The following is a 21,399-nucleotide window of genomic DNA, read 5'->3' as shown; positions in this document are numbered from 1 at the left end:
TTACAGCATGCTGCGCGGCCGCTGCATCGTGCCGTCGAAGAAACGTTGCAAACGAAACGCCGACAGATCGAGCGACGCCTCGCCGCCATCGTTCATTTCCGCGAGCAGTTTGCCGACGATCGGTCCCATCGCGAAACCGTGGCCGCAAAAACCGGTGGCGATGGTCAGGCCGCTGACCTGCGGCGGCGCGTCGATCACCGGAATGCCGTCGGGCAGCACGTCGATCAGGCCGGCCCACGATTCGACCACCTGCGCATCTTTCAACGCCGGGAACAAGGCGCGCAGTTTTTTCAACGCACGCGGCGCGTGGCCCGCGTTCGGCTGCGGATGCGGGTCACGCGGATGCAGCACGCGCTCGTGTTTCGGCACGCCGCCCGGCAAACGCTCGCGCAGATCACGCAGGCTCGCGCCGTTCAGATGGAAGCTGAACTTCTCGCGCTGCGCCCACAACTCCGGCAAGAACCACTTGAGCGCGCGGAAGTGGCCGAGCGTCATGTCGACGTCGACCTGCATGTCGTCGGCGAGATTGATCGCGCCGTTCGCGCGTTGCCGCACGCCGAGGCCGTGGCCCCAGAACGTCGACGCGGTGATGCGTGGCAGCGGATTGGTGCGCATGCAGGTGCCGCGCACCGCCTGCTGCGGCAGTTCGAGCCCGAGCGTTTTGAGCAGACGCCAGCTGCTCGCGCCGGCCGCGCAGATGAAGCGCGAAGTGCGCAGCGTGCCACGCTCGGTGACCACGCCGGCAATCGCGCCGCCCGCGCGTTCGACGCCGATCACGCCGCAGCCTTCGAAGAACAGTGCGCCGGCTTCCCTCGCCCGCGCCGCAAAGGCAGCTGCGGCGCGGCGCGGTTCCGCCTGGCCGTCGCTCGGCGTGTAGAGGCCGCCGAGCGCGGGCGCGTGCATGCCGGTCACGACCGTGTCGATCTGCTTGCGATCGAGCGTGCGAGTGTCGAGGCCATGTTGACGCGCGACGTCCATCCATTGCTGGAACGAGGCCCAGTCCTCCTCGCCGGTCGCGACGTAGAGACAGCCGCCCTGACGCCATTCGAGATCGAAGTTCAACTCGCTTTCGAGTTGTTTCCACAGCGGGATGGCGGCCATCATGAGCGGCACTTCGGCGGACTCCCGGCCCTGCTGGCGCACGAATCCCCATGCCCGCGACGACTGCTGCCCGGCGATCCGCGATTTGTCGAGCACCACCACCGAGAGGCCGCGGCGCGCCAGATAGTAGGCGGCCGCGCAACCCATGATGCCGGCGCCGGCGATCACGACATCGGCATGTTTCGGGAACGCCTGGTCGGCGGAAGTGAAGTTTGCGTGCAGCGGGTAAGTCGTGGTCATCGAACAGGCAGGTTTTAAGTGTGGGCGTAATCTTCGCAGGCAGCCTGATTGTCCGCAATGCCCGTGTGGCTGACGACCGGCGGTAGGCGCGGCAAAGCGCGAGCGCAGCGGTGCTCACGCCCGTTCACGGCCCTTTACAACAATTCGCGCCGCTTATTCGCCACACAGATATTTGCGTTTTATTCGCCACACAGATATTCGCAAAATATGCGCCACACGAATATTTGACAAATATTCGTGTGGCGCATAAAGTGCGTTTATTCGTGTCGCGGATAATCTGCCATGCTTCACCTCATCGCCACGCCGGACCAGATAGCCCAGGTGCTTGCCGCCAGCCGGCGGCAAGCCGGCCTCACCCAAGCCGAGGCCGCCGCGCGGATCGGCGTCAGCCAGAGCCGTATTTCGGCATTCGAAACCGACGCCGCCGCCCTCACCCTCGCACAATTGCTGGCCTTGTGCGGCGTCTACGGTCTGCAATTGCAACTGCTCGACAAGAGCCAGACGTTGCCCGGCCCCACACCGTTGATCGAGTGGTGAGCATGGGTCGCCAAACTCACTCACGCGCACTGTCGGTATGGGCCAACGGCGAGCGCGTCGGCGTCTGGCGCCTGCCCGCTCGCGGGCCCATGGAGCTCGCCTACGATCCCGCGTGGGTCGCCTCGCCGGCGGGACGGCCGCTGTCGCTGTCGCTGCCGTTCACGCCGGGCAATCTGGCGCAAAAAGGCCCGCGCGTTCTCAACTATTTCGACAACCTGCTGCCCGACAGCGAGGCGATCCGAAAGCGCATCGCCCAACGCTACCAGACCGAGACGCTCGATGCGTTCGATCTGCTGCAAGCCATCGGCCGCGACTGCGTGGGCGCCGTCCAGCTGCTCGCCGAAGACGACGTGCCGCAAGGCGTCGAGCAAATCGAGGGCACGCCGCTCACTGACAGCGAAATCGAGACCATGCTGGCGCGCACGGTCGGCAACCCCGCGCTCGGCGCACCAGACCAGACGGACGATTTCCGCATCTCGCTCGCCGGCGCGCAGGAAAAAACCGCGCTGCTGTGGCATGACGGCAAGTGGCAGCGGCCGCATGGCGCCACGCCCACCACGCACATTTTCAAGCTGCCGCTCGGCCTTGTCGGCAACAAGCTCGCCGACCTCAGCACCTCGGTCGAAAACGAGTGGCTCTGTCTGCGGATTCTGCGCGCCTACGGCCTGCCGGTCGCCAATACGGAGATCATGACGTTCGGCAAACAGCGGGTATTGAGTGTCGAGCGCTTCGACCGGCAAATGCATTCGAGCGGGCAATGGCTGCTGCGTCTGCCGCAGGAAGACTTCTGCCAGGTGTACGGCGTGCCGTCGCATCGCAAATACGAAAACGAAGGCGGCCCTGGTGTGCTCGACCTCGCGCGAATTCTGCAGCAATCGGTCGAGGCGCGGCAGGACATCGAGACGCTGCTGGCGAGCCAGATTCTGTTCTGGATGCTGGCGGCGCCGGACGGCCACGCCAAGAATTTCAGCATCCGCCTGCTGGCGGGTGGCCACTACCGGCTCACACCGCTTTACGACGTGATGTCGATCTGGCCGGTGGAAGGCAGCGGCCCGAACCAGTGGTCATGGTTCAAGGCGCGGCTCGCCATGGGCATGTGGTCGCGCAGCAAGCACGACGCGTTTCGCGACGTGCAGCGGCGGCACTTCAACACCATGGCGCTGAAGTGCTCGTACGGCGCGGACGCGGAACCGCTGATCCAGCGGTTGATCGAGCAGACTCCCGGCGTGATCGAGCGGGTCTCCGCGGAATTGCCCGAACGTTTTCCGGCCAAGGTCGCCGAACGGATTTTCAAAGGCCTGAAAAACTCGGCGGCGAAGCTCGGCACGATGTCTGCTGGCTAGAGGTTTCGGACGGCTGGCATCGCGTGACATATTTCTCTTCGGATACAGCGAGGTTTCATCGGTAAAATAGATTGATGCTAAATGCATAAAAAGATCGCCAAACCGGTCCGTTTCGACTCCTGCATTGACGGGCCCGACGGCGGTCGTACAAAACGACAGACTGCGATACTTTTTACGGTACATTTGCTGTCCCCTGCGACGCCGCGTTCCCTGCGCATTTGCATATTTGCATGTGCATGGCCGCGCCGCGCCTGCCCGTATCGCACTCCCCAGCACCCTTTAAGACGGCGGATTCTCACGCAGTATGGCCAACGAAACACACTCACCCGACTCCATCGCAGTCGCCGAGCGCGTGCGCGAGTTGATGAGCCGGCACGGAATCGGCAAACGCCAGCAGACCACGGAACTGTGCCGCATCCTCGATCTGAGTTTTTCACAGGGACACCGCAAGTTGCGCGGCAACAGCCCGTGGACGCTCTCGCAAATCAAGAAGGTCGCCGAGGTGTTCGGCGAACCGGCCGCCCAGCTATTCGGCGCGCAATCGCTCGATCCGGGCATGGTCGGCGCGATCGCCCAGGAAGCCGTGTTCAGCATCGGCGCGATCGAACTGGCCTGCACGGCCTGGGTCGGCGCCGCGCTCGAAGCGGGCAGCCGCCCGGAATTCGTCGCGTATTCCCGGCTCGGTCAATGGCGCGTGGCGCGGCACGACGGCACGCTGTATCAGAGCGCGTACGAGGTCCACAAGATCGAGATCTATCCGCGCCGCGCCGAAACCGACAAGCCGACCATCGCGGTCGTCGACGACGATCAGGCGAGCGCCGACAACCTGCGCGACTACCTGGAGCGCAGCGGCTTCGCGGCAGTGGCGATCTACGGACTCGCGGCCTTTGCCGACCAGCTGCAAACCCAGGTGTTCGACGGCGTCGTGATCGACTGGCTGTTCGGCGCACAGACCTCGGCAGCGGCGATTCGCGCGGTGCGCGCCTCGGAAAATCCGGACGCGCCGATCTTCGTGCTGACTGGTGAATTGCTGACCGGCAAGGCCAGCGAATCGGAGATCAGCCAGGTGATCCGCAATTACGACGTCGCGTGCTATGAAAAGCCCGCGCGCATGGCGATCCTGGTCGCCGACCTGTCGAAGCGGCTGAACCGGCCTTAAGCGGACCCACCCGCGCCGGCAAACGGCTGAAGGCGTGTGCTCAGGTTGATGCCCACCTTCGCCCGGCCGCCCACGCTTCGCATCACACCGTATGCCGCGAAGCCAACGCCCGCTGCAACGCGCTGCGCAGCTCCTCGTAATGTACCGGCTTTAATAACGCGTCGAAGAACGGCTGCGAGCCGCCATCTCCCTCTTCTGCCTTTCCGGCCGCTTCCGGCTCCGGCGCGTACGCGCTGACCACGATCACCGGCACACCAGCGGACGGCCCGCCGCGCGCGGCGAAGTCCGCGAGAAACGTGTAGCCGTCGCGCTCGGGCATATGCAAATCGAGCAACACTACATCGCAGCGGTGCGCGTCGAGCCAGGCGAGCGCCTCGTCGGCATTGGCGACGGCGTGCGCGTCGAAATTCATATGCGCGATCATTTCGCTGAGCGACTCGCGAATCAGACGGTTGTCGTCGACGATCAGCACGCACGGACGCGCGCCGCCTGGCTCGGCTCGCGCCGCCACGTCCTGCGGCTGCGCGGCGCCGACCGGCGTGACCGGAATCGTCACGGTGAAACTAGTGCCCTCGCCGAGCTTGCTCGCCACCTCGACGGTGCCGCCGAACAGCTTGACCAGTCCCTGCACGATGGTCAGCCCCATGCCGGCGCCCTCGAAGCGCCGCGTGCGCGACGCGTCCAGCTGGGTGAACTCCTGGAAGATCAGCGGAATCTGCGCCTGCGGCACGCCCGGCCCCGTATCGCTGACGACGAAAACCAGCAGCGCCGGCCGCTGCCGCAACTGCACGCGCACGGTGCCGGTTTCGGTGTAGCGGATCGCGTTGGTGACGAGGTTGTTGACGATCTGGCGAATGCGGTGCGGGTCGGAATCGACAAGGCCGCTCATGCCGCCCGCGTCGCTCTCCAGTTGCAAACCGCGCGCGGCGGCCGCCATCGCGTGTTCATCGACGATCGACGCCAGCAGTTCGCGCGGCTCGAAATGCTCGTAACGCAATTCGAGCTTGCCGGCGCCGAGGCGCGCGTAGTCGGTCAAATCCTTCATCTGCGCTTCCAGATGCCGGCCCGCGGTTTCGAGCCGCTGGATCACCTTGCGGTCCGCCTCGGAGTGGTAGTTGAAGCCCAGCAATTCGATCGACGACACGATCGCATGCAACGGCGTGCGCAGCTCGTGGCTGATCATGCCGAGAAACGCGTCCTTGGCGTGACTCGCCTCGCGCGCGGCGCGGCTCGCCTGGTGCTCGGCTTCGAGCGCCGCGTGCTGCTGACGCATCAGGCGTGTACGGCGCCGGCCGTTCAGTACGAGCAGCAGCGTCGCCGCCGCCGACAGCAACAGCAGCAACAGGCCGCCGGCGAACAGCATGCGGCGCTTGTTGATGAAATCGCGGTTCATCGCCTCGCGATCGGCGACGTCGGCAAAGCGGCGGCTCAGCGCGAGATCGTTGACTTCGTTCCAGTGCTGGCGCAGTTGCGCGACGATCTGGTTGGCCTGGCTGCGGTCTTTCGGCAGCGCGTCGACTTCAGGTTCGATGCCGCCGAGTAATTGATCGAGCGAATGGATTTCGTCCAGTTGCCGTTGCAGCAGAGAAAGCTGCGTAGTCAACCGGCGAGTGGAACCGGCCATCACGTGCAGCTTCGATTGCAGCAACTGATAGCGCAGCATCAGCCGCTGGTAGTCGTCGTCGACGCCCGACTGATACAGCAATAGCTGATTTTCGAAGCGCGCGTAGGCGATCTGCAATTGCGCGGCGTCCCAATAGAAGCCGTCGTACGAACCAGTCAACTGCTCGGTGGCGCGCGGGTTCAGCAGATTCGCGTACAAGAGATAGCCGATCGCGCCAACTGGCGCCGCGAGCGCGGTCAGCCAGATCAGCACATAGAACGCACGGCGCCACGGATGGCGCATTATTTGACGATGAGTGCCTTGATCTGCCATACGAATTTCGAATCGCCCGAGGCGCCCGCGAGTTCATCCGGGAACGCATCGCGCGGATAGATAAGGAACAGCGGCCCGAAGTCGCTGATCTTCAGACGCCGGCCGTTCATGCTGTACGCAACCACCACGCCGTAGCGATCGCAGTCCGACACCGGAATGGTGTAGGTATAGTCGTCGAGCGTATGGATCTCGACCTGGCTGCCAGTGGCGCCGACTGTCTTCAGAATATCCGCCAGCAACGGTCCTGTGAAGGTGGAACGCGGGGTCCACGTGGTCGAGGTCGTGATCGAATGGACCGGCAGCGCGAGCAGTTGAGCCTCGGTGAAGTGGTAAGTCTTGTTCGCGGCGTCGGTAGTCTTGCCGATCTTGCCTTGCACGTCGAGCGATAAAGGCGCCGGCGCCGGCTGAGCCTGCGCGTTCCAGGCGGCCAGCGCGAGCATGAGGCCCGCGGCCCAGCGCGCGCCCGTGACGGCGCGTTGTCGGTCATTCACCCTGGCGGTCGACTTGGTCATATGCTTTTTTATTCCGTTATCTATTCTTCTTGCGGGCGGCCTGATAGTCGCCGGCCTGGTCCGTGCCGGCCCGCCGCCTCTTGGCGCTTGTTTCTTGTCCCCTGCACAGGCCGCGGTCTCGCGTCGCGCATCGGGTCGCCGCGCGTCACCCCGACGCGCGATCTTTGAACCGCATGCATAATATCGCCAAAATTCTTTGTCTCAAAAACGGGGCTCGTGGCCGCGCGCGCCGCTTGCCGCTCCCGCATCAGAGACGCTCGCCCCACACGCGCCACGCGACGCCCTACGAGTCATGAACAAGCCGGTTTTGCCCCTGACGTACGAACAACTCGACCACTGGATCGAATCGCTGCAGCCTGCCTTGCTGGCCGAGCGCTTCGCGATGGCGATCGGCATTCTGCGCGGCGGCGCGCCGCTCGCGCTGATGGTCTCGCACGCCGTCGGCGCGCCGGTCGCCTTTCTGCGCTACGACCGCCTGACGCGCACCGTCGCCTGGGATTCGACGCTGCCCATCCCGCCCGCGGGCTCGACGGTGCTGCTGTGCGAGGACATCGCCGGGCGCGGTTTTACGCTCACCGATTGCATCGCGTTTCTTCAGCAGCAGGGCCTCGTGGTCAGAACCCTGACCGGCGCCGTCGACGAGTTGAGCCGCACGCAACCCGACTATGCGATCGACGCGCGCGGCTACTTCGCGTTGTTTCCGTGGGAGCGCCAGGCGTACACCGAGCGTTATCGCGGCGACTGGGCGCGCGTCGAATCAGGCGCCGCGCCCGCGATGGCCGACGATCACGAATACGCCACCTACGCGATCGACCTCGACGGCATTCTGCTGCCCGACGTGCCGCTCGCGCGTTACGACGAAGATCTCGCCGCCGCGCTTGCCGAACGCGATGCGCTGCTGCCGTTCGAGGAACTGCCGGACATCGACCTGCAGCAGGTTCGCACGATCATCACCGGCCGGCCGGAGCTGGATCGCGCGCGCACCGAAGCGTGGCTCGCGCGGCACGGCTTCGGCCATCTGCAACTGGTGATGCGCACGCCCGACACGCACGATGAAAGTCCCGCCGGCAGCGCCGCGCACAAAGCCGCGGCCGCATTGCGCGGCGGCGTCACGCATTTCATCGAGAGCGATCCGGTGCAGGCGCTGCTGATCGCACAGCAAGCGCCGCTCTTGCGAGTGATCTGGTGGGACGCGCACACGCAAACCGGCCTGCTGGTCGGCGCGCGCGCGTGGACGTGACCCGAGCGTCCGGGCGTTAGACCTCTTTCGCTTCCTTCACTTCGCGGCTCTCCTTGCCGTCGCGCAAATGCAGATGCCGAGCGGCGCGCTGCGACGCGACGACGATCAGCTTCATGGTCGCGCGCGTGGCGCCGACGAATAGCTTGCGCGCGATGCGTTCGTCGAAAGTCGCGAAGTCGATCTCCGTAAAAATCACGCACGGCGCCGCCTGCCCCTTGAAGCGGTAGATCGACTCGAACAGCACGTCGCCCTCGCGGTACTCCGGGTTGCCGAACAGATCGTACTTGCCGGTGAAACTGCGCAACCGATGCGGCCCGAGGTGATCCAAAGCGCTCATCGCCGAGCCTTCGCGGCCGCGAAACGACAGCACCACGATGTCCTGCTTGCGAAAGCCGAGCGAGAGCGCCTGCGTGATCGCGCGCTTGGTGGCCTCGATGCTGCCTTCGGCGGCGTTCGCTTCGTCGTAGACCGAGAGCGAAATGTCGGAGCCGTCGAACGGACTGCCCGAGGCGAGCGCGGCGGCGACCGGAACCGAAGCGCCGACCACGTCGCGCACATAATCGAGAATGTCGCGCGGACTGCGATAGTTGGTGGTTTCCTTCAGCGTGGTCCAGCCCGGCAGCGCGACGGGTTCACGCATATACAGATTTTGCAGCGGGTCTTCGAGCCACCACCACGCGGCGTTGGGGCGCAACAGACGCTCGAGTGCCGCCACCCACGGCTGCTGGAAATCCTGCCCTTCGTCGACGATCAGCACGTCGAACTGCCAGCGCGGATCGATCGGTGTGTCGGCGAACGTGGTTTCGAGCTGATCGAAGACATCGCCCGCCTGAAAATCCGGCGCGCGGCCCGCGTCGCGCGCAATCCAGTCGCAGAGCTGGTGATAGTTCGCCACCTTCGCTTCGGGCGGCGCGACTCGCGCGATGTGGTCCGCCAGCGGCCGGTTGAAGCACACGTATAGCGGCGTCTGGCCGCGCGCCACCGCGTCCTTCATCACTTGCACCGCGAGTTGCGTTTTGCCCGAGCCGGCCGTGCCGATCACGCGCAGCCGGAACGGCGCGAATTCGAGCCGCCGCGCCCAGGTCGCGAGACCGCCCGCGAGACGCGTGACGAGCGTGCCCGCCTGGCCGACCAACGCGCTGGCGTCGGGGGTGAGCGCCAGTTCGTCGGCGAGGAAGTGGTGAATTTTCGGCGCGCAGGCTAGACGTGGTTCATCTGCGGGCAAGGCTTCGCGGACGATCGCCGCGAGCCGGTCTTTACGCGTTGCATCGACGATTCGCGCGGGATTCACGCCGGCGATCGCCGCGTCCTTGACGACGTGATCCGGGCAATACAGCAATTCCTCGACGAAATACGTGCCCGCGCCGAACGCGGCAGTAAAGCGCCGATGCAAACTTTCGATGGTGTGGGCGAGCGCGATCGCCACGTTGCGCTCGGTTTGCAGATAGACCTTGACGAGCCCTTTCGGCGTTTCGCGCAGAAAGCCGGTTTTCTGTTCGACGATCATCACGCGCCCGGCCGGGCTGACGATCACGAAGTCGGCTTCGCCGAACACCGAGAAGTTCTGGTTCAGGCGCGTCCAGTGCACGCCGTGATAAACGGTGTAGCCATCGGGCAGCGTCTCTTCCAGCAACGCCAGCGTTTCGCGTTCGCGAGCCGCCGCGCCGGTCGCGGCGAGGCTCTTCCAGTCGTCGGGAACTATGCGGGCCATGCGTGCCTCGTCGGATTCGGGTGGGCTCATTGTACGCAACGCGCGCGCATTGCCGAATGGCCGCGGGGCTTCGTTTTTGGACGTGCCCGCCGCACGTTTCAGGCGGCCGGTTACGGCGCCGCGGCGCGCAAGATCGCGCTCATCGTGTATCGTTACTGGCTGAACGCCGCGCGAAGGGCGCGGCTTGCCAACGTAAAAATAAGGATTCACCGGATGATTACGATCTGGGGACGCGCCAATTCGGTCAACGTCCAGAAGGTGTTGTGGTGCTGCGATGAGCTGGTGCTGCCGTACGACCGTATCGACGCAGGCTTGCAATTCGGCCGTAACAACGAAGCCGCCTATCTCGCGATGAACCCGACCGGCAAGATCCCGACGCTGGTCGACGACGACTTCGTGCTGTGGGAATCGAACTCGATCCTGCGCTATCTGGTGATGCAGTACGGCGAAGCCAGCCTGCTGTATCCGGCGGAGCCGAAAGCGCGCGCCAGCATCGACCGCTGGCTGGACTGGTCGTTGTCCACGCTGCAACCCGCCGAGCGTCCGGTGTTCTGGGCGCTGGTGCGCACGCCCGCCGCCGGGCGCGACGCCGCCAAACTCGCCGCCGACTTCGACGCCGTCACCACGCTGTGGCGCATGCTGGACACGCATCTGCAGGGGCGCTTCTTCCTCGAAGGGGAGAAATTTACGCTCGCCGACATCGTGATCGGCGCGTACGCCAAGCGCTGGTTCGGGCTCGACGGCGTGACGCGTCCGCCGCTGCCGAATCTGGAACGCTGGTATTCGCGTATTGCGACGCGCACGGGGTTCAAGAAGTACGTGGATTTCCCACTGACTTGAGCGATCGGGCCGCGCGTGGTCCGTGCTCCGGTCACGCGCCCGAATGTCTGATCATGAGCCGTCATGGCTAAGGTGGCGGCCGGACGAATCGCGAGCCGGCACAGCGAGACGCGATGGCCTTTATAATCGACGCATGAAGACCGCCAAGCCCGCCGCGACCGCCGACAAAGCCACCTCCGCCACCTCCGCTCACTCACATGAGCCGGGGCACACGCACGGCGTTTCGCAGGAAGCCGCATTGACACTCGCGGAAGAATATTGCCGCGAACGCGGCGAAAAACTCACGCCGATCCGCCGCAAAGTGCTCGAATTGCTGCTGAATTCCGGGCGCGCCACCAAGGCGTATTCGCTGCTCGACGAGATGCGCCAGATCCATCCCGGCTCGGCGCCGCCCACGGTGTACCGGGCGTTGGACTTTTTGCTCTCGGCGGGCCTCGTGCATCGGATCGAATCGATCAATGCCTTCACCGTCTGCCACGATCTGACGCAATGCCAGCACGGCATCCTGGTGGTGTGCCAACAATGCGGCAACGTCACCGAATTGCATCAGCCGAAACTGCGCCAGGCGCTAGTCGCGCAAATCGAAGATTCGGGCTACCGCCTCGCGAGCGATGAAATCGAACTGAAGGGATTGTGTGCGGCCTGTCAGGCGCTGGAAGCCGCGGCGTCGAGCAAGGAGTCGGGCACACCTGTCGCCATCAAATGACCTCGACGTTCGGCAATGATCGCGAAACGCACTCACGCCTGCTCTGCCATCAAGCCCGGCATCTGAAGATGCGGCGTCTCGCGGCGCGGCTGTCACGCGGCGCCGCGAATTCGTCGGTTAAAACGAAGCGCTAAGTCAGCCCGCTAGGTCAGCCCGCTGCGCGAGCGTCGATCGCGTCGTGCAGCAGCGTCACGAGATCTTCCGGCAAAGCCGGCTTGGTCATGAAATGCTGGAAGCCTTCGCCGATGCTGCGTAAGCGATAGGCGTCGTCAGTGTGGCCAGTGAGCGCCACCGCAACCGAGGGCGGGTGGTCGCCGCGAATCTCGTGATCGCGCAAGCGCTGGATGAGATAGAAACCGTCCATGGCGGGCAGTTCCAGGTCACACACCACGGCATCGGGCAACAATCGCAGCGCCGCTTCCACGCCCTCTTCCGCATCCGCCACCGCGACGACATGCGCACCTTCTGCTTCGAGTAATAAGGTCAACGATTCCCGGCTGTCCGGGTCGTCTTCTACGAGCACGATCGTGGCCTGATCGAGTCTCAATGCTCCGTTCATTTTGTGTTGCTGCTCTAAAAAACCGGTTAGGCCGTCCGACTTGGCCAACGTGTCGCCCTGCTGCTTGCCGCCGATTTGCGCGGCTGCGCTATTGCTGTTCATGGTTCCGACTCGATTTCATGCGCGGAGTTGCAACCAGGCCCAAGATTGTAAAGCATGGCCTGGGCGCCAACGCGCGCGCACAGTAACGCGCCAAAATTGCACGCCGATGAAAAACCGGCCATCGGCGCCACAGTCAAGGCTCTCCGATGCCGACCCGATTCGCCGTGGCGGCTCGCGCAAAACCCCGTTCGCACGACCTTCCCGCCTGACGTTTCTTTTCCCATTCCTGTTCGTGTGCGATGCCGGCAACCTGATTGATGCTGCCTGCATTCACATCCACACCACTAGTAGCACGTTGCGTGCCTCGCCGGTTCCGGCATCGTACGAGTGTGCCGCGCGCGCAGATTGGCGGTGCTCTTGCGCGCGGCGCTATCATCGTGTGCGCGAGATGTATCGACTTTGCGTCGCTACGACACCGCGCGGTACGCGGTTGCCATGACCCGTTTGCGCTACCAACCTTGAGGCCGACCGACACCATGTCCGATCTCGACTCCGCCACGCTCGAAGCACTTCGCCGGGTCAGCACCGCTACGCTGACTACCCAACTATTCAAGCGCGGCCTGCGCAATACATTCATGCAAGGTGTCGCGCCGCTCGCCGCGCACAGCGGCGCGAATCTGGTTGGGCCGGCGTTCACGCTGCGCAACATTCCATCGCGTGAAGACATCGACGTGCTCGAACTGTTTGCCGATCCCGAGTACGCGCAGCGCAAGTGTGTCGAAACGATTCCGGCCGGCCACGTGCTCGTGCAGGATTGCCGCGGCGAGCGCGGCAGCGCGTCGTTCGGTTCGATCCTGACGCAACGCTTGCAGGTTCGCGGCGTGGCGGGCATGGTGTCCGACGGCCCGGTGCGGGACAGCACGACGATCGCCGCGCTCGGCATTCCCGTGTTCTGCGCGGGGGCGAGCGCGCCGCCCAATCTGATTCGGCATCACGCGGTGGACATCAATGTGCCGATCGGCTGCGGCGGTGTCGCGGTGTTTCCAGGCGACGTGATCGTTGGCGACGCGGACGGTGTGGTGGTGATTCCGCTCAAGATGGCGGCAGAAGTTGCGCAAGCCGCTGCCGAACAGGAGCAACTCGAAGTGTTTCTGACCGAGCGGATTCGTGACGGCGCCGCATTACCCGGAACATATCCGCCGAACGAAGCGACCAAAGCCGCTTACGAGGCGTGGAAAGAAAAGCGGAAAGCGTGAGACGGTGTACCGCAGCGATGGACGATGGCTGGTAGTTGATGGTTGATCGCAACCGCTATGCGCAGGTATGGTTCAGAGGGCGTCGCCAGCCGTCAATTGGCCTTCTTCGGACCAATACCCTGCACCAGCAAAGCCACCGCATGCCGCGCGATTTCCGCGCCACCGATATTGCGGCGAAGCGGATCGTTGCACCACAGCTTCGACGTGGCCAGAGGCAAAATCGTCAGTCCAAGTAACGTGACGAAGACGAGCGCGGGTTCCAGCTCTGCGTTCAGCCGCCCTTCCTTCTGCCACCGGGCGATAGCCGACAGCGACGCCTTTTGATGCGCGTTGCCGAAGCGCTCGTGCATACGCTGGCGCAACAGGCCGCCGTCGCTGATCACTTCGCGCACCCACAGCGACGGAAACCACGGATGCTCGGCGGCCACCTGCACGAGCCGCTGCGCGAGCTGCGTGATAGCCGCAACCGGGTCGTCGGGATTCTCCTGGAAAGGCACGCCGAGCCCCGCGCGCAGCGGCGCGAAACGTTCGTCGATCAACACGTCGAGCAGTTGATCGCGCGTCTTGAAGTAGTAATGCATCATCGCCGGCGTAAAACCTGCCTCGCGGGCGATCTCCCCGAGCGTGGTGTCGACGATGCCCTGCCGCGCGAACAGCACGAGCGCGGCGTCGAGCAGGCGGTTGCGCTGCTCCGGTCCGCGCGCGGCGCCGGAAGGTCTGCCCGGACGCCGCGTGGGCGCCGCCGGTTTTATCGACGATACGCCTGCTTGGGCTTCGGCACTCCGCCCTGGCGCGGAACGCGCCTTGCGGACCTTCACGGCAGTCGTATCAGGCAGCGCGCTTTTCACCTTTCGATCGTCGGACGGAATCCTTGCCATTGCATTCAATTTGACCGGTGATGCGATGTCGCATATATTAATCTCTGAATTAATTAATTTCAATCCGTGATGCCATGGACCAATCGACCACGACACGCCCCGCCGAACTGACGCAGCCGCACGCGCAGACAACCGCGCCCGCCCACGCAGCCGATCACCCGCCGATCCGCCTGCTGTTTCCGGCGCTGCTGCTGGTCATGCTGCTCGCCGCGCTCGATCAGACCATCGTTTCGACCGCGCTGCCCACTATCGTCGGGGAACTGGGCGGCCTCAATAATCTGTCATGGGTGGTGACGGCCTACCTGCTCAGCTCGACCATCGTCGTGCCGCTGTACGGCAAATTCGGCGATCTGTTCGGCCGCAAGATCGTCCTGCAGACGGCGATCATCGTGTTCCTGGTCGGCTCCGCGTTGTGCGGCGTCGCGCAGGACATGACGCAGCTCATCGTGCTGCGCGCGCTGCAAGGACTCGGCGGCGGCGGCTTGCTGGTGGTGACGATGGCCGCCATCGCCGATGTGATTCCGCCCGCTGAGCGCGGCCGCTATCAGGGCGTGTTCGGCGGCGTGTTCGGTCTCGCAACCGTGATCGGCCCGCTGCTCGGCGGTTTCCTCGTCGAGCATCTCTCATGGCGCTGGATCTTCTACATCAACCTGCCGCTCGGCATTATCTCGCTCGTCGTGATCGGTACGGTCTTCAAGCCGCACGTTCGCCAGGTGAAGCACACTATCGACTACATGGGCGCCGCGTTCCTCGCCGGCGCCCTCACCTGCATCATCCTGTTCACGAGCCAGGGTGGCACGATCCTGCCGTGGTCGTCGCCGCAACTCTGGTTCACGCTGGGCATGGGGCTCGTGTCGATCTGGGGTTTCATCCACGAAGAACGCAGCGCGGTCGAACCGATCATGCCGCTCGAACTCTTCAAACAGCGCACGTTTTTGCTGAGCAGTTTGATCGGCTTCATCATCGGCGTATCGCTGTTCGGCTCGGTGACGTTCCTGCCGTTGTATTTGCAGGTGGTCAAAGGCTCGACGCCATCGGAAGCCGGCATGCAGATGCTGCCGATGATGGGCGGTCTGTTCCTGATGTCGATGGTGACGGGCCGGGTGATCAGCAAGATCGGCAAGTACCGCATGTTCCCTATCGCGGGCACGTTTCTCGTGGCGGTGGCGATGCTGCTGCTCGCACGCCTGCAGATCGGCACGCCGATTCATGTGATGTATATCGACATGGGCATTCTCGGCTGCGGCCTCGGCATGGTGATGCAGGTGCTGATTCTCGCGGTGCAGAACACCGTCGAGTTCAAGCACATGGGCGTGGCCACTTCGGGCGCGACACTGTTCCGCTCGATCGGCGGATCGATCGGCGTGGCCAGCTTCGGCGCCGTGTTTTCCAACGGCCTCGCTGCGCGCCTCGAAAAGCTGATCCCGCCCGACACCGAGTTGCCGCACGCGCTCGGCCCCGCCGCGATCCACGCATTGCCGCAAGCGTTGCGCGACGATTATCTGCAAGCATTCGCGGGTGCGTTGCACACGGTGTATCTTTCGGCCGCCTGCGTGGTGGTGCTCGCCTTCGCGCTCGCATGGCTGCTGAAGGATCATCCGCTGCGCAAACATTGATGCTTTGCCCGCTTTCTTCGGGCGCTTGATGCAAGCGCTTAGTGCGAGCACTTAATGCAAGTTAATGACGAGGTCGGACGCCATGCGCGCCGACCTCGTTCTGTTTTCACCTTCGCTCGATTCGTGTGAAAAAACCTCTGCGCCCGATCGTCCTGCCGACATAGCGGCTATTTCGTCCTACCTGCAAATGTTCGCTAGCGCACATAAGATAGGTAGCAACGGCGATTGACGTTCTGATTGAAACCCCACATATTGCAACCAGCGGCAGCGCAAGCGTGGGCTGGCCGCGCAAGACTCTCCGGCGCATGTGGATCGTGATTTCCGCGGACATTGCTCCCGCTTCAACATGATCCGGAACATGCCGTAATGGCATCGTTTTCCAAAGGTGGGTCCACAGCATGTCCACCCAGACACTACTTGGCCACAGTTTTCCGACGCCTTGCAAGCGATGTGGCGGCGCACTGTACCGGCAAGTCGACTATTGCCCCTATTGCGGCGCGGTCCATCCACTCGACGCGGGTCCGCACAAACGCACCGTCATTCCCGGCAGCCGCGCGAGCGCCATGAATAAAGTAGCGCAGAAAAATAGCCTCGACCCGGCGACAGCCGATGACACCGACCCCACGACGCGTGCCGCGTTCATGGCCGAACCTGCTCATGCCGAGGCAGCGATGCCTGCGTCCGCACTCGTTTCACAGGACAGGCCGATTCAGCCGCTGCCCGCACTGCCCAATGCGGCGGGTCGCGGCTCAATCTCGCTTCGTAAAATGCTCTATGCCATTGGAGCGGTTGTCGTGATCGGCCTGGCGTATGTCGGATATGCGCTATTCAGCGATCGCGATTTGTCGAGCGGCAATAGCGAGCAGTCCGCCGAAAGTGAAACTACTCAGGACGCCAGAACGACGACCGGCACGATCGCGCTGTATTCGCCGACCCAGCCAGCCATCCAGGCCGGCGCCGCGGGCAAACCCGCCACGTCCGTCAATCCCGCGAAGCCGGCACCGGTGATCTCGGCGACGCCCGTCGCGCCGCCGGTGGCCACGGTGCCCGCCAAGCCCGCGCCGAAGTTCCGCGATGCCGCGCAAGCCGTGCAGGCGGCGCGCCTCGCCTCCCGCGCTAACGACCTCTCTGCGGCGCAAGCCGCTCTCGGCGTCGCGCAGACGATGCAACCGGGCAATTCCGACGCAGCAGACCTCGCGACAGAATTGATGCCGCTGACCGCCCGCCGCGACGCCGCGTTGCAGGCCGCGCAAACCTGCGCCGCGCAGCAGACGTGGTCCTGCGCACGCCAGTTCGCCAATGAAGCGCTCGCGATCGACACCGGCAGCGACACGGCGAAGTCCATACTCGAGCGCGTGATTCGCGAGACTGGCTGGGCTCCGCTCAACCCGCGTGGCGCGGCGGGCGCGTCGCCACAAGGCAAACCGTCGGCGCAAGCGCCTGCCGCTCCGCCGTCACAGCAGGCGGCTCAACTGCAGACTCCACTGCAGGCTCCGCTCCCCAAGGGCATGCCGCCGAACGGCGAAGCCGTGGCGGCCGCCCCGCGTTCCACCACCGCGGCGCCCGACGGCAATAGCGTCGAGGCGCGCGAACGCGCCATCAAGGACTCCGGCTGGAAACGTCCGGCGACGAATGCCGCGAAGCCCTCTGCGGGCGGTTCACCGAGCCAGTGACAAATAGTTTGGATACCGAATCGTATAATTAAACTGCCAGAGAATCACACGTATCAGCGCGTTGGGTTTGAGAGGTAACAGACGGACGTGGCAGGCGCTGCACATAGAACATGACATGGCAATCCGGCTCACTGGTGCTTCATGCGCATCGACGCGCGAAGTCATACGAACCTGACCGATAGGTAGAGAGACCATGCTGAAGAGACTTCTCGCGGGATGGCTGGGGCTGGCGCTGATGGTCGTATCTTCACTGGCCTGCGCGGAGCCGGCGCACTACAAGATCGTCACCGGTCCGGAACGGGGCACGTATATCCAGATCGGCCAGGATCTGTCGAAATGGGTCGCGCCGCCAGCAGGCATCGACCTGGAAGTCATGGCGTCGAAGGGCTCGGCTGAAAACGTGCAACGCATGCGCTTCGAGCCGGGGGTGAAACTGGCGCTCGTGCAATCCGACGTGTATCAGGCTTACATCGACATGGCCAACGCCGGCAACGCCGACGCCGGCACGGCGATCCGTCCGCTGCGGCTCATCATGCCGCTGTACGACGAGGAAATTAACGTCGTGGTGCGCGCGGACTCGCCACTGAAAACCCTCGCCGATATCAAGGACAAAAGCATTAGCGTCGGCCTGATCGGCAGCGGTACCGCGCAGTCGGCCACGACGCTCTATCACCTGATGTTCGGCCAGCCGATTCCCGAGCAGAACATCCAGCATCTGAGCAACGAAGATGCGTTGGCCGCGTTGATCGTGAAGAAAGTGGATGTCGCGATCATCGTGGTCGGACAGCCGGCCAAACTGTTCAACGACATGAATCCCGACCTGTTGCAGCAGATCCGTCTTCTGAAGGCCGATCCGGCCGCTCCCGAAACTATCCGCGCCAAACAGACCTATTTCCCCACGACGATCCGCGCGGCCAGTTATCCGACCTGGCTCAAGGAAGATGTGCCCGCACTGACCGTCAAAGCCTTTCTCGTCACCTACGACTATGGCCTGCGCGATACCGTCGGCAATCTGAATCATTTTGCTGACTCGCTCTGCGCCAACTTCGACAATCTCCAGGAACACGGGCATCCGAAATGGAAGCAGGTGAAGCTGGAGTTGCCGCCGCTCGTGCGCGGGTGGAAATACTACTCGCCGGTCGAGAAGCATTTGCGCGCGTGTCTCACGAACAAGAGCGCCGCGATGAGCGCGACGGCGGCACAGCAGGGCACGCCGAGACCGCGTCCGACGTGCACGGATCAGGAGCGCTTGCTTCTGCTGTGCAAGTAAGTTCGTCGCATTGCCGGCTTCGTCACGCCGAGCAGGACTGCATGCGTTGATGGCGAGATGCCCGACGCCCGCGTTGCGCGTTGCGCCGGGCTGAACTCTGTACCGCCCCATTCCTCGGTACAGTTTGGAAGATTTGCACCGATCCGTACCTTAACGTCCATGGCCGGATAGCGGATGCTGTCAATCTCTTCCTGCGCCCGGACTTTCCCGATGGACAAAACGACAAACGGCTGGCTGAGCGGCTTCATAGGGGTGTTGATCTTCAGCGGCTCGTTGCCGGCCACGCGCGTCGCCGTGCAAGGCCTCGACCCGCTATTCCTGACGGTCGCCCGCGCGACGATCGCCGGCACGCTCGGGCTGCTGCTCCTGCTCGTATTCCGCCAGGCGCGACCGTCCCGCCGCGATCTGATGCCGCTCGCGATCGTCGCACTCGGCGTGGTAATCGGCTTTCCACTACTAACCGCGCTGGCGTTGCGCCACGTGAGCGCGGCGCATGCCGTGGTGTTCGTCGGCCTCCTGCCGCTCGCCACGGCGATCTTCGGCGTGCTTCGCGGCGGCGAGCGTCCACAACCGGCTTTCTGGCTGTTCTCGGCGCTCGGCAGCGGCGCGGTGGTGGCGTTTGCCCTGCGTCACGGCCTCGAAGCATCGCCGATCGGCGACGCGTTGATGCTGGCCGCCATCGTCGCATGCGGGCTCGGCTATGCCGAGGGCGCGCTTCTGTCGCGCCACCTCGGCGGCTGGCAGGTGATTTCGTGGGCGCTCGTGCTGTCGCTGCCGCTCATGCTGCCGCTCGCGGTATGGACACGGCCCGTGTCGTTCGACGGCGTCAGCCAAGCGTCGCTCTGGGGTCTCGCCTATGTGTCGCTCTTCAGCATGCTGATCGGTTTCATGTTCTGGTATCGCGGCCTCGCGCTCGGCGGCATTGCGGGCGTCGGGCAGTTGCAGTTGCTGCAGCCGTTCTTCGGCCTGCTGCTCGCGGGACTGCTGCTGCACGAGCAGGTGCCGCCCGCGATGATTCTGGTCACCGTCGTCGTGGTGGGCTGCGTGGCGGGCGCGCGGCACTTCTCGCGCGCGGCGCCGGTGCGGCCGGCTGTCTGATGCGTGTTCGGCGGACGTCATGCAGGCTTATCGCCTGCGTCTCGTCAGCATGGCGTCGCCGTTATTGCCCGGAGCACGCACGCGCACTCACAGGCGAGCGCCTGGCGTATCACCCGCATGCGCCGCAGCGATTTTCGAGGACGCGCGGCGCGGGCGGCCGGTTGAATATGTCATCATTCCCGTGATCGATAACAACCCAGCGCCGCGACCACGATGCCGACCGCTTTTGCTCAAACCGTCGAAGCCCGCTTTGCCGAACTAACGCCCACTTCCAAGCGCGTCGCCAGCTACATGCTGGCCAATCTCGACCGGCTCGGCCTCGAAACCGCCGACCAGATCGCCCAGCAAGCCGGCACGAGCGGCATCTCGGTCGGCCGCTTCCTGCGCAGCATCGGCTATCGGAATCTCGACGACCTGAAGCGCGAACTGCGCGGCGCTCAGGAACGTCCATGGCTGATCACGGACCGGCTCGATGCATTCCGCCGCGCCGCCGGTCAACACGACGGGACAACGCCGGACGCCGGTTCGCCTGCCGAGCCCAACCCCGCGCTCGCCCATTCACTCGAACTCGAGATCGGCGCGATCCAGCATGTCTACCAGCTCGCTCAATCGCCGGTATTCGCGCGCGTGGCCGAGCGCATCTCGAACGCGGATGCCGTCTACATTCTCGGCATTCAGTCCACGCGCGGCATCAGCAACGCGTTCTACAGCTACCTCGAATACATTCGTCCGCGCGTGTTCTATTCCGACGGCATGTCGGGCTCGTACGTCGATTCGCTGAACTCCGGCTTCGAATCGCCTTATCTGATCGTGACCGACACGCGCGCTTACTCGAAGGTCGCGCGCCGCTATTGCGAAGCCGCCACGCGCCGCGGCCTGCCGTTCGCGCTCATCACCGACATTTACTGTCCGTGGGCGCGCGAGTTCGACGGCGATCTGCTGCAGGTGAAAACCGACGTCGGCCAATTCTGGGATTCGCTCGCACCGCTCACCTGCCTTTTCAATCTGCTCATCTCGGCGATCGTCGAAAGACTCGGACCGCGTATCGACGAACGCGTCGCGCGCAACCGGGAACTGCAAAGCGAGTTCGATCAATTCGACGACCTCTGATGCACGCCAGGCCCTTCGCCTCAATGACCGGCCATCGACTCATCGAAGTCACGCCTGACAAGCATGGCGTGGATATCGACGTCACCGGCAAACCCATCTGCAAGGCCGCGCGTTGCCGCCGATCGACACCAGCGCGAGCGGGCCTATGCGCCTGATGTGACCGAACGACTGTCAGGAAAACGGGTATCCTCACCGGCTCGTTCAGAAGGAGGATCCATGAAGTTTTCAATTTGCCTAACGGTTGCCGCCCTGACGGTTTCCGCCGGCGCGTACGCTCAGACCGCGCAAACCTTCCGCTTCGGCGAGGGCCAAAGCTCGCTGCCGTCGGGTCATGCGCAGCCCGCGCCTCAAGCGCAGACCCAACAGGGGACGGCCTCGCAGCAATCCGCCGAACAGCATGCGCCGACGTCCGAGGCCAAGCCGAAACATAAGGCCAGGTATCACCGGCATCATCGTGGGCATGTGACGCAGCCGGATACGTACTCGCATAGCTAAGCTGTGCCGGGCGGGTGAGCGTGGTGCGCCGTCGTCTTCGCTAGCGCTAGTGATTGCTAAGACACGCCTGTTCGCGC

At 64.1% G+C, this 21,399-nt stretch carries 19 protein-coding genes; 13 read left to right on the top strand and 6 right to left on the bottom strand.

Annotated elements, in window-relative coordinates; all coding sequences use genetic code 11:
- The gene (locus BPHYT_RS24345) at window positions 1-1,341 is read right to left on the bottom strand and encodes an NAD(P)/FAD-dependent oxidoreductase (RefSeq protein WP_012426779.1); all 1,341 of its coding nucleotides are present in this window, start codon (window positions 1,339-1,341) and stop codon (window positions 1-3) included.
- A gap of 282 nt (window positions 1,342-1,623) precedes the next feature.
- Between BPHYT_RS24345 and BPHYT_RS24340 the strand changes: the two genes are divergently transcribed.
- The 3 genes from BPHYT_RS24340 (at window position 1,624) to BPHYT_RS24330 (ending at window position 4,380) form a co-directional block, all read left to right on the top strand.
- Complete coding sequence (locus BPHYT_RS24340) at window positions 1,624-1,878, top strand: helix-turn-helix domain-containing protein (protein WP_012426778.1); 255 nt, start codon at window positions 1,624-1,626, stop codon at window positions 1,876-1,878.
- 2 nt (window positions 1,879-1,880) lie between these two features.
- Complete coding sequence (locus BPHYT_RS24335) at window positions 1,881-3,221, top strand: type II toxin-antitoxin system HipA family toxin (protein ID WP_012426777.1); 1,341 nt, start codon at window positions 1,881-1,883, stop codon at window positions 3,219-3,221.
- A 304-nt stretch (window positions 3,222-3,525) separates the two neighbouring features.
- Window positions 3,526-4,380: a helix-turn-helix domain-containing protein gene (locus tag BPHYT_RS24330; RefSeq protein WP_012426776.1), complete on the top strand. Its 855-nt coding sequence runs from the start codon at window positions 3,526-3,528 to the stop codon at window positions 4,378-4,380.
- Between the two features lie 82 nt (window positions 4,381-4,462).
- Here the strand turns inward: BPHYT_RS24330 and BPHYT_RS24325 are convergent, their stop codons facing one another.
- Both BPHYT_RS24325 and BPHYT_RS24320 read right to left on the bottom strand, forming a co-directional pair.
- On the bottom strand, window positions 4,463-6,316 hold the full coding sequence (locus BPHYT_RS24325) for an ATP-binding protein (protein WP_041759118.1): 1,854 nt from the start codon (window positions 6,314-6,316) through the stop codon (window positions 4,463-4,465).
- Window positions 6,286-6,828, bottom strand: coding sequence for a molybdopterin-dependent oxidoreductase (locus BPHYT_RS24320; RefSeq protein WP_012426774.1), 543 nt, complete (start codon window positions 6,826-6,828; stop codon window positions 6,286-6,288). Before BPHYT_RS24320 ends, BPHYT_RS24325 begins: the two co-directional genes overlap by 31 nt.
- 292 nt (window positions 6,829-7,120) lie before the next feature.
- Between BPHYT_RS24320 and BPHYT_RS24315 the strand changes: the two genes are divergently transcribed.
- Complete coding sequence (locus tag BPHYT_RS24315; protein WP_012426773.1) at window positions 7,121-8,068, top strand: phosphoribosyltransferase; 948 nt, start codon at window positions 7,121-7,123, stop codon at window positions 8,066-8,068.
- Between the two features lie 16 nt (window positions 8,069-8,084).
- Here the strand turns inward: BPHYT_RS24315 and BPHYT_RS24310 are convergent, their stop codons facing one another.
- Window positions 8,085-9,779 carry an ATP-binding domain-containing protein gene (locus BPHYT_RS24310; RefSeq protein WP_012426772.1) on the bottom strand — a complete coding sequence of 565 codons (1,695 nt, stop codon included), beginning with the start codon at window positions 9,777-9,779 and terminating at the stop codon, window positions 8,085-8,087.
- A 213-nt stretch (window positions 9,780-9,992) separates the two neighbouring features.
- Between BPHYT_RS24310 and BPHYT_RS24305 the strand changes: the two genes are divergently transcribed.
- Together BPHYT_RS24305 and BPHYT_RS24300 are read left to right on the top strand one after the other, a co-directional pair.
- Entirely contained in the window at window positions 9,993-10,619 is a 627-nt protein-coding gene (locus BPHYT_RS24305; RefSeq protein WP_012426771.1) for a glutathione S-transferase family protein, read from the top strand.
- Between the two features lie 133 nt (window positions 10,620-10,752).
- The gene (locus BPHYT_RS24300; protein ID WP_012426770.1) at window positions 10,753-11,325 is read left to right on the top strand and encodes a Fur family transcriptional regulator; all 573 of its coding nucleotides are present in this window, start codon (window positions 10,753-10,755) and stop codon (window positions 11,323-11,325) included.
- A gap of 148 nt (window positions 11,326-11,473) precedes the next feature.
- On the opposite strand, the gene BPHYT_RS24295 is transcribed toward BPHYT_RS24300, so the two are convergent.
- Window positions 11,474-11,986, bottom strand: coding sequence for a response regulator (locus BPHYT_RS24295; RefSeq protein WP_012426769.1), 513 nt, complete (start codon window positions 11,984-11,986; stop codon window positions 11,474-11,476).
- 476 nt (window positions 11,987-12,462) lie between these two features.
- Here BPHYT_RS24295 and BPHYT_RS24290 point away from each other — a divergent pair, with 476 nt between their 5' ends.
- On the top strand, window positions 12,463-13,182 hold the full coding sequence (locus tag BPHYT_RS24290) for a ribonuclease activity regulator RraA (RefSeq protein WP_012426768.1): 720 nt from the start codon (window positions 12,463-12,465) through the stop codon (window positions 13,180-13,182).
- Window positions 13,183-13,274: 92 nt separating this feature from the next.
- On the opposite strand, the gene BPHYT_RS24285 is transcribed toward BPHYT_RS24290, so the two are convergent.
- Window positions 13,275-14,060 carry a TetR/AcrR family transcriptional regulator gene (locus BPHYT_RS24285; protein WP_012426767.1) on the bottom strand — a complete coding sequence of 262 codons (786 nt, stop codon included), beginning with the start codon at window positions 14,058-14,060 and terminating at the stop codon, window positions 13,275-13,277.
- 74 nt (window positions 14,061-14,134) lie between these two features.
- Here BPHYT_RS24285 and BPHYT_RS24280 point away from each other — a divergent pair, with 74 nt between their 5' ends.
- The 6 genes from BPHYT_RS24280 to BPHYT_RS24255 all read left to right on the top strand — a co-directional run bounded on the left by BPHYT_RS24280 (window position 14,135) and on the right by BPHYT_RS24255 (window position 21,322).
- Window positions 14,135-15,676, top strand: coding sequence for an MDR family MFS transporter (locus BPHYT_RS24280; RefSeq protein WP_012426766.1), 1,542 nt, complete (start codon window positions 14,135-14,137; stop codon window positions 15,674-15,676).
- Window positions 15,677-16,074: 398 nt separating this feature from the next.
- Window positions 16,075-17,349, top strand: coding sequence for a zinc ribbon domain-containing protein (locus BPHYT_RS24275; protein WP_012426764.1), 1,275 nt, complete (start codon window positions 16,075-16,077; stop codon window positions 17,347-17,349).
- A gap of 193 nt (window positions 17,350-17,542) precedes the next feature.
- The gene (locus tag BPHYT_RS24270; protein ID WP_012426763.1) at window positions 17,543-18,619 is read left to right on the top strand and encodes a TAXI family TRAP transporter solute-binding subunit; all 1,077 of its coding nucleotides are present in this window, start codon (window positions 17,543-17,545) and stop codon (window positions 18,617-18,619) included.
- A gap of 210 nt (window positions 18,620-18,829) precedes the next feature.
- Window positions 18,830-19,717 carry a DMT family transporter gene (locus BPHYT_RS24265; RefSeq protein ID WP_012426762.1) on the top strand — a complete coding sequence of 296 codons (888 nt, stop codon included), beginning with the start codon at window positions 18,830-18,832 and terminating at the stop codon, window positions 19,715-19,717.
- A gap of 213 nt (window positions 19,718-19,930) precedes the next feature.
- Window positions 19,931-20,827 carry a sap1 transcriptional regulator SapR gene (gene sapR, locus BPHYT_RS24260; RefSeq protein ID WP_012426761.1) on the top strand — a complete coding sequence of 299 codons (897 nt, stop codon included), beginning with the start codon at window positions 19,931-19,933 and terminating at the stop codon, window positions 20,825-20,827.
- Between the two features lie 216 nt (window positions 20,828-21,043).
- The gene (locus BPHYT_RS24255) at window positions 21,044-21,322 is read left to right on the top strand and encodes a hypothetical protein (RefSeq protein ID WP_012426760.1); all 279 of its coding nucleotides are present in this window, start codon (window positions 21,044-21,046) and stop codon (window positions 21,320-21,322) included.
- Window positions 21,323-21,399: the final 77 nt, after the last annotated feature.

It is taken from the genome of Paraburkholderia phytofirmans PsJN, from assembly GCF_000020125.1.
In the GTDB taxonomy this organism is placed as follows: Bacteria; Pseudomonadota; Gammaproteobacteria; order Burkholderiales; family Burkholderiaceae; genus Paraburkholderia; species Paraburkholderia phytofirmans.
This window is presented reverse-complemented; position numbering and strand designations above follow the sequence as displayed.

Bases quoted from the DNA above. Each gene is read 5' to 3' on its own strand.
- BPHYT_RS24285 (WP_012426767.1), bottom strand. From the start codon at position 14,060: ATGGCAAGGATTCCGTCCGACGATCGAAAGGTGAAAAGCGCGCTGCCT.
- BPHYT_RS24315 (WP_012426773.1), top strand. From the start codon at position 7,121: ATGAACAAGCCGGTTTTGCCCCTGACGTACGAACAACTCGACCACTGG.
- BPHYT_RS24300 (WP_012426770.1), top strand. From the start codon at position 10,753: ATGAAGACCGCCAAGCCCGCCGCGACCGCCGACAAAGCCACCTCCGCC.
- BPHYT_RS24305 (WP_012426771.1), top strand. From the start codon at position 9,993: ATGATTACGATCTGGGGACGCGCCAATTCGGTCAACGTCCAGAAGGTG.
- sapR (WP_012426761.1), top strand. From the start codon at position 19,931: ATGCCGACCGCTTTTGCTCAAACCGTCGAAGCCCGCTTTGCCGAACTA.
- BPHYT_RS24275 (WP_012426764.1), top strand. From the start codon at position 16,075: ATGTCCACCCAGACACTACTTGGCCACAGTTTTCCGACGCCTTGCAAG.
- BPHYT_RS24325 (WP_041759118.1), bottom strand. From the start codon at position 6,316: ATGGCAGATCAAGGCACTCATCGTCAAATAATGCGCCATCCGTGGCGC.
- BPHYT_RS24320 (WP_012426774.1), bottom strand. From the start codon at position 6,828: ATGACCAAGTCGACCGCCAGGGTGAATGACCGACAACGCGCCGTCACG.
- BPHYT_RS24255 (WP_012426760.1), top strand. From the start codon at position 21,044: ATGAAGTTTTCAATTTGCCTAACGGTTGCCGCCCTGACGGTTTCCGCC.
- BPHYT_RS24335 (WP_012426777.1), top strand. From the start codon at position 1,881: ATGGGTCGCCAAACTCACTCACGCGCACTGTCGGTATGGGCCAACGGC.
- BPHYT_RS24295 (WP_012426769.1), bottom strand. From the start codon at position 11,986: ATGAACAGCAATAGCGCAGCCGCGCAAATCGGCGGCAAGCAGCAGGGC.
- BPHYT_RS24345 (WP_012426779.1), bottom strand. From the start codon at position 1,341: ATGACCACGACTTACCCGCTGCACGCAAACTTCACTTCCGCCGACCAG.
- BPHYT_RS24330 (WP_012426776.1), top strand. From the start codon at position 3,526: ATGGCCAACGAAACACACTCACCCGACTCCATCGCAGTCGCCGAGCGC.
- BPHYT_RS24340 (WP_012426778.1), top strand. From the start codon at position 1,624: ATGCTTCACCTCATCGCCACGCCGGACCAGATAGCCCAGGTGCTTGCC.
- BPHYT_RS24270 (WP_012426763.1), top strand. From the start codon at position 17,543: ATGCTGAAGAGACTTCTCGCGGGATGGCTGGGGCTGGCGCTGATGGTC.
- BPHYT_RS24290 (WP_012426768.1), top strand. From the start codon at position 12,463: ATGTCCGATCTCGACTCCGCCACGCTCGAAGCACTTCGCCGGGTCAGC.
- BPHYT_RS24280 (WP_012426766.1), top strand. From the start codon at position 14,135: ATGGACCAATCGACCACGACACGCCCCGCCGAACTGACGCAGCCGCAC.
- BPHYT_RS24310 (WP_012426772.1), bottom strand. From the start codon at position 9,779: ATGGCCCGCATAGTTCCCGACGACTGGAAGAGCCTCGCCGCGACCGGC.
- BPHYT_RS24265 (WP_012426762.1), top strand. From the start codon at position 18,830: ATGGACAAAACGACAAACGGCTGGCTGAGCGGCTTCATAGGGGTGTTG.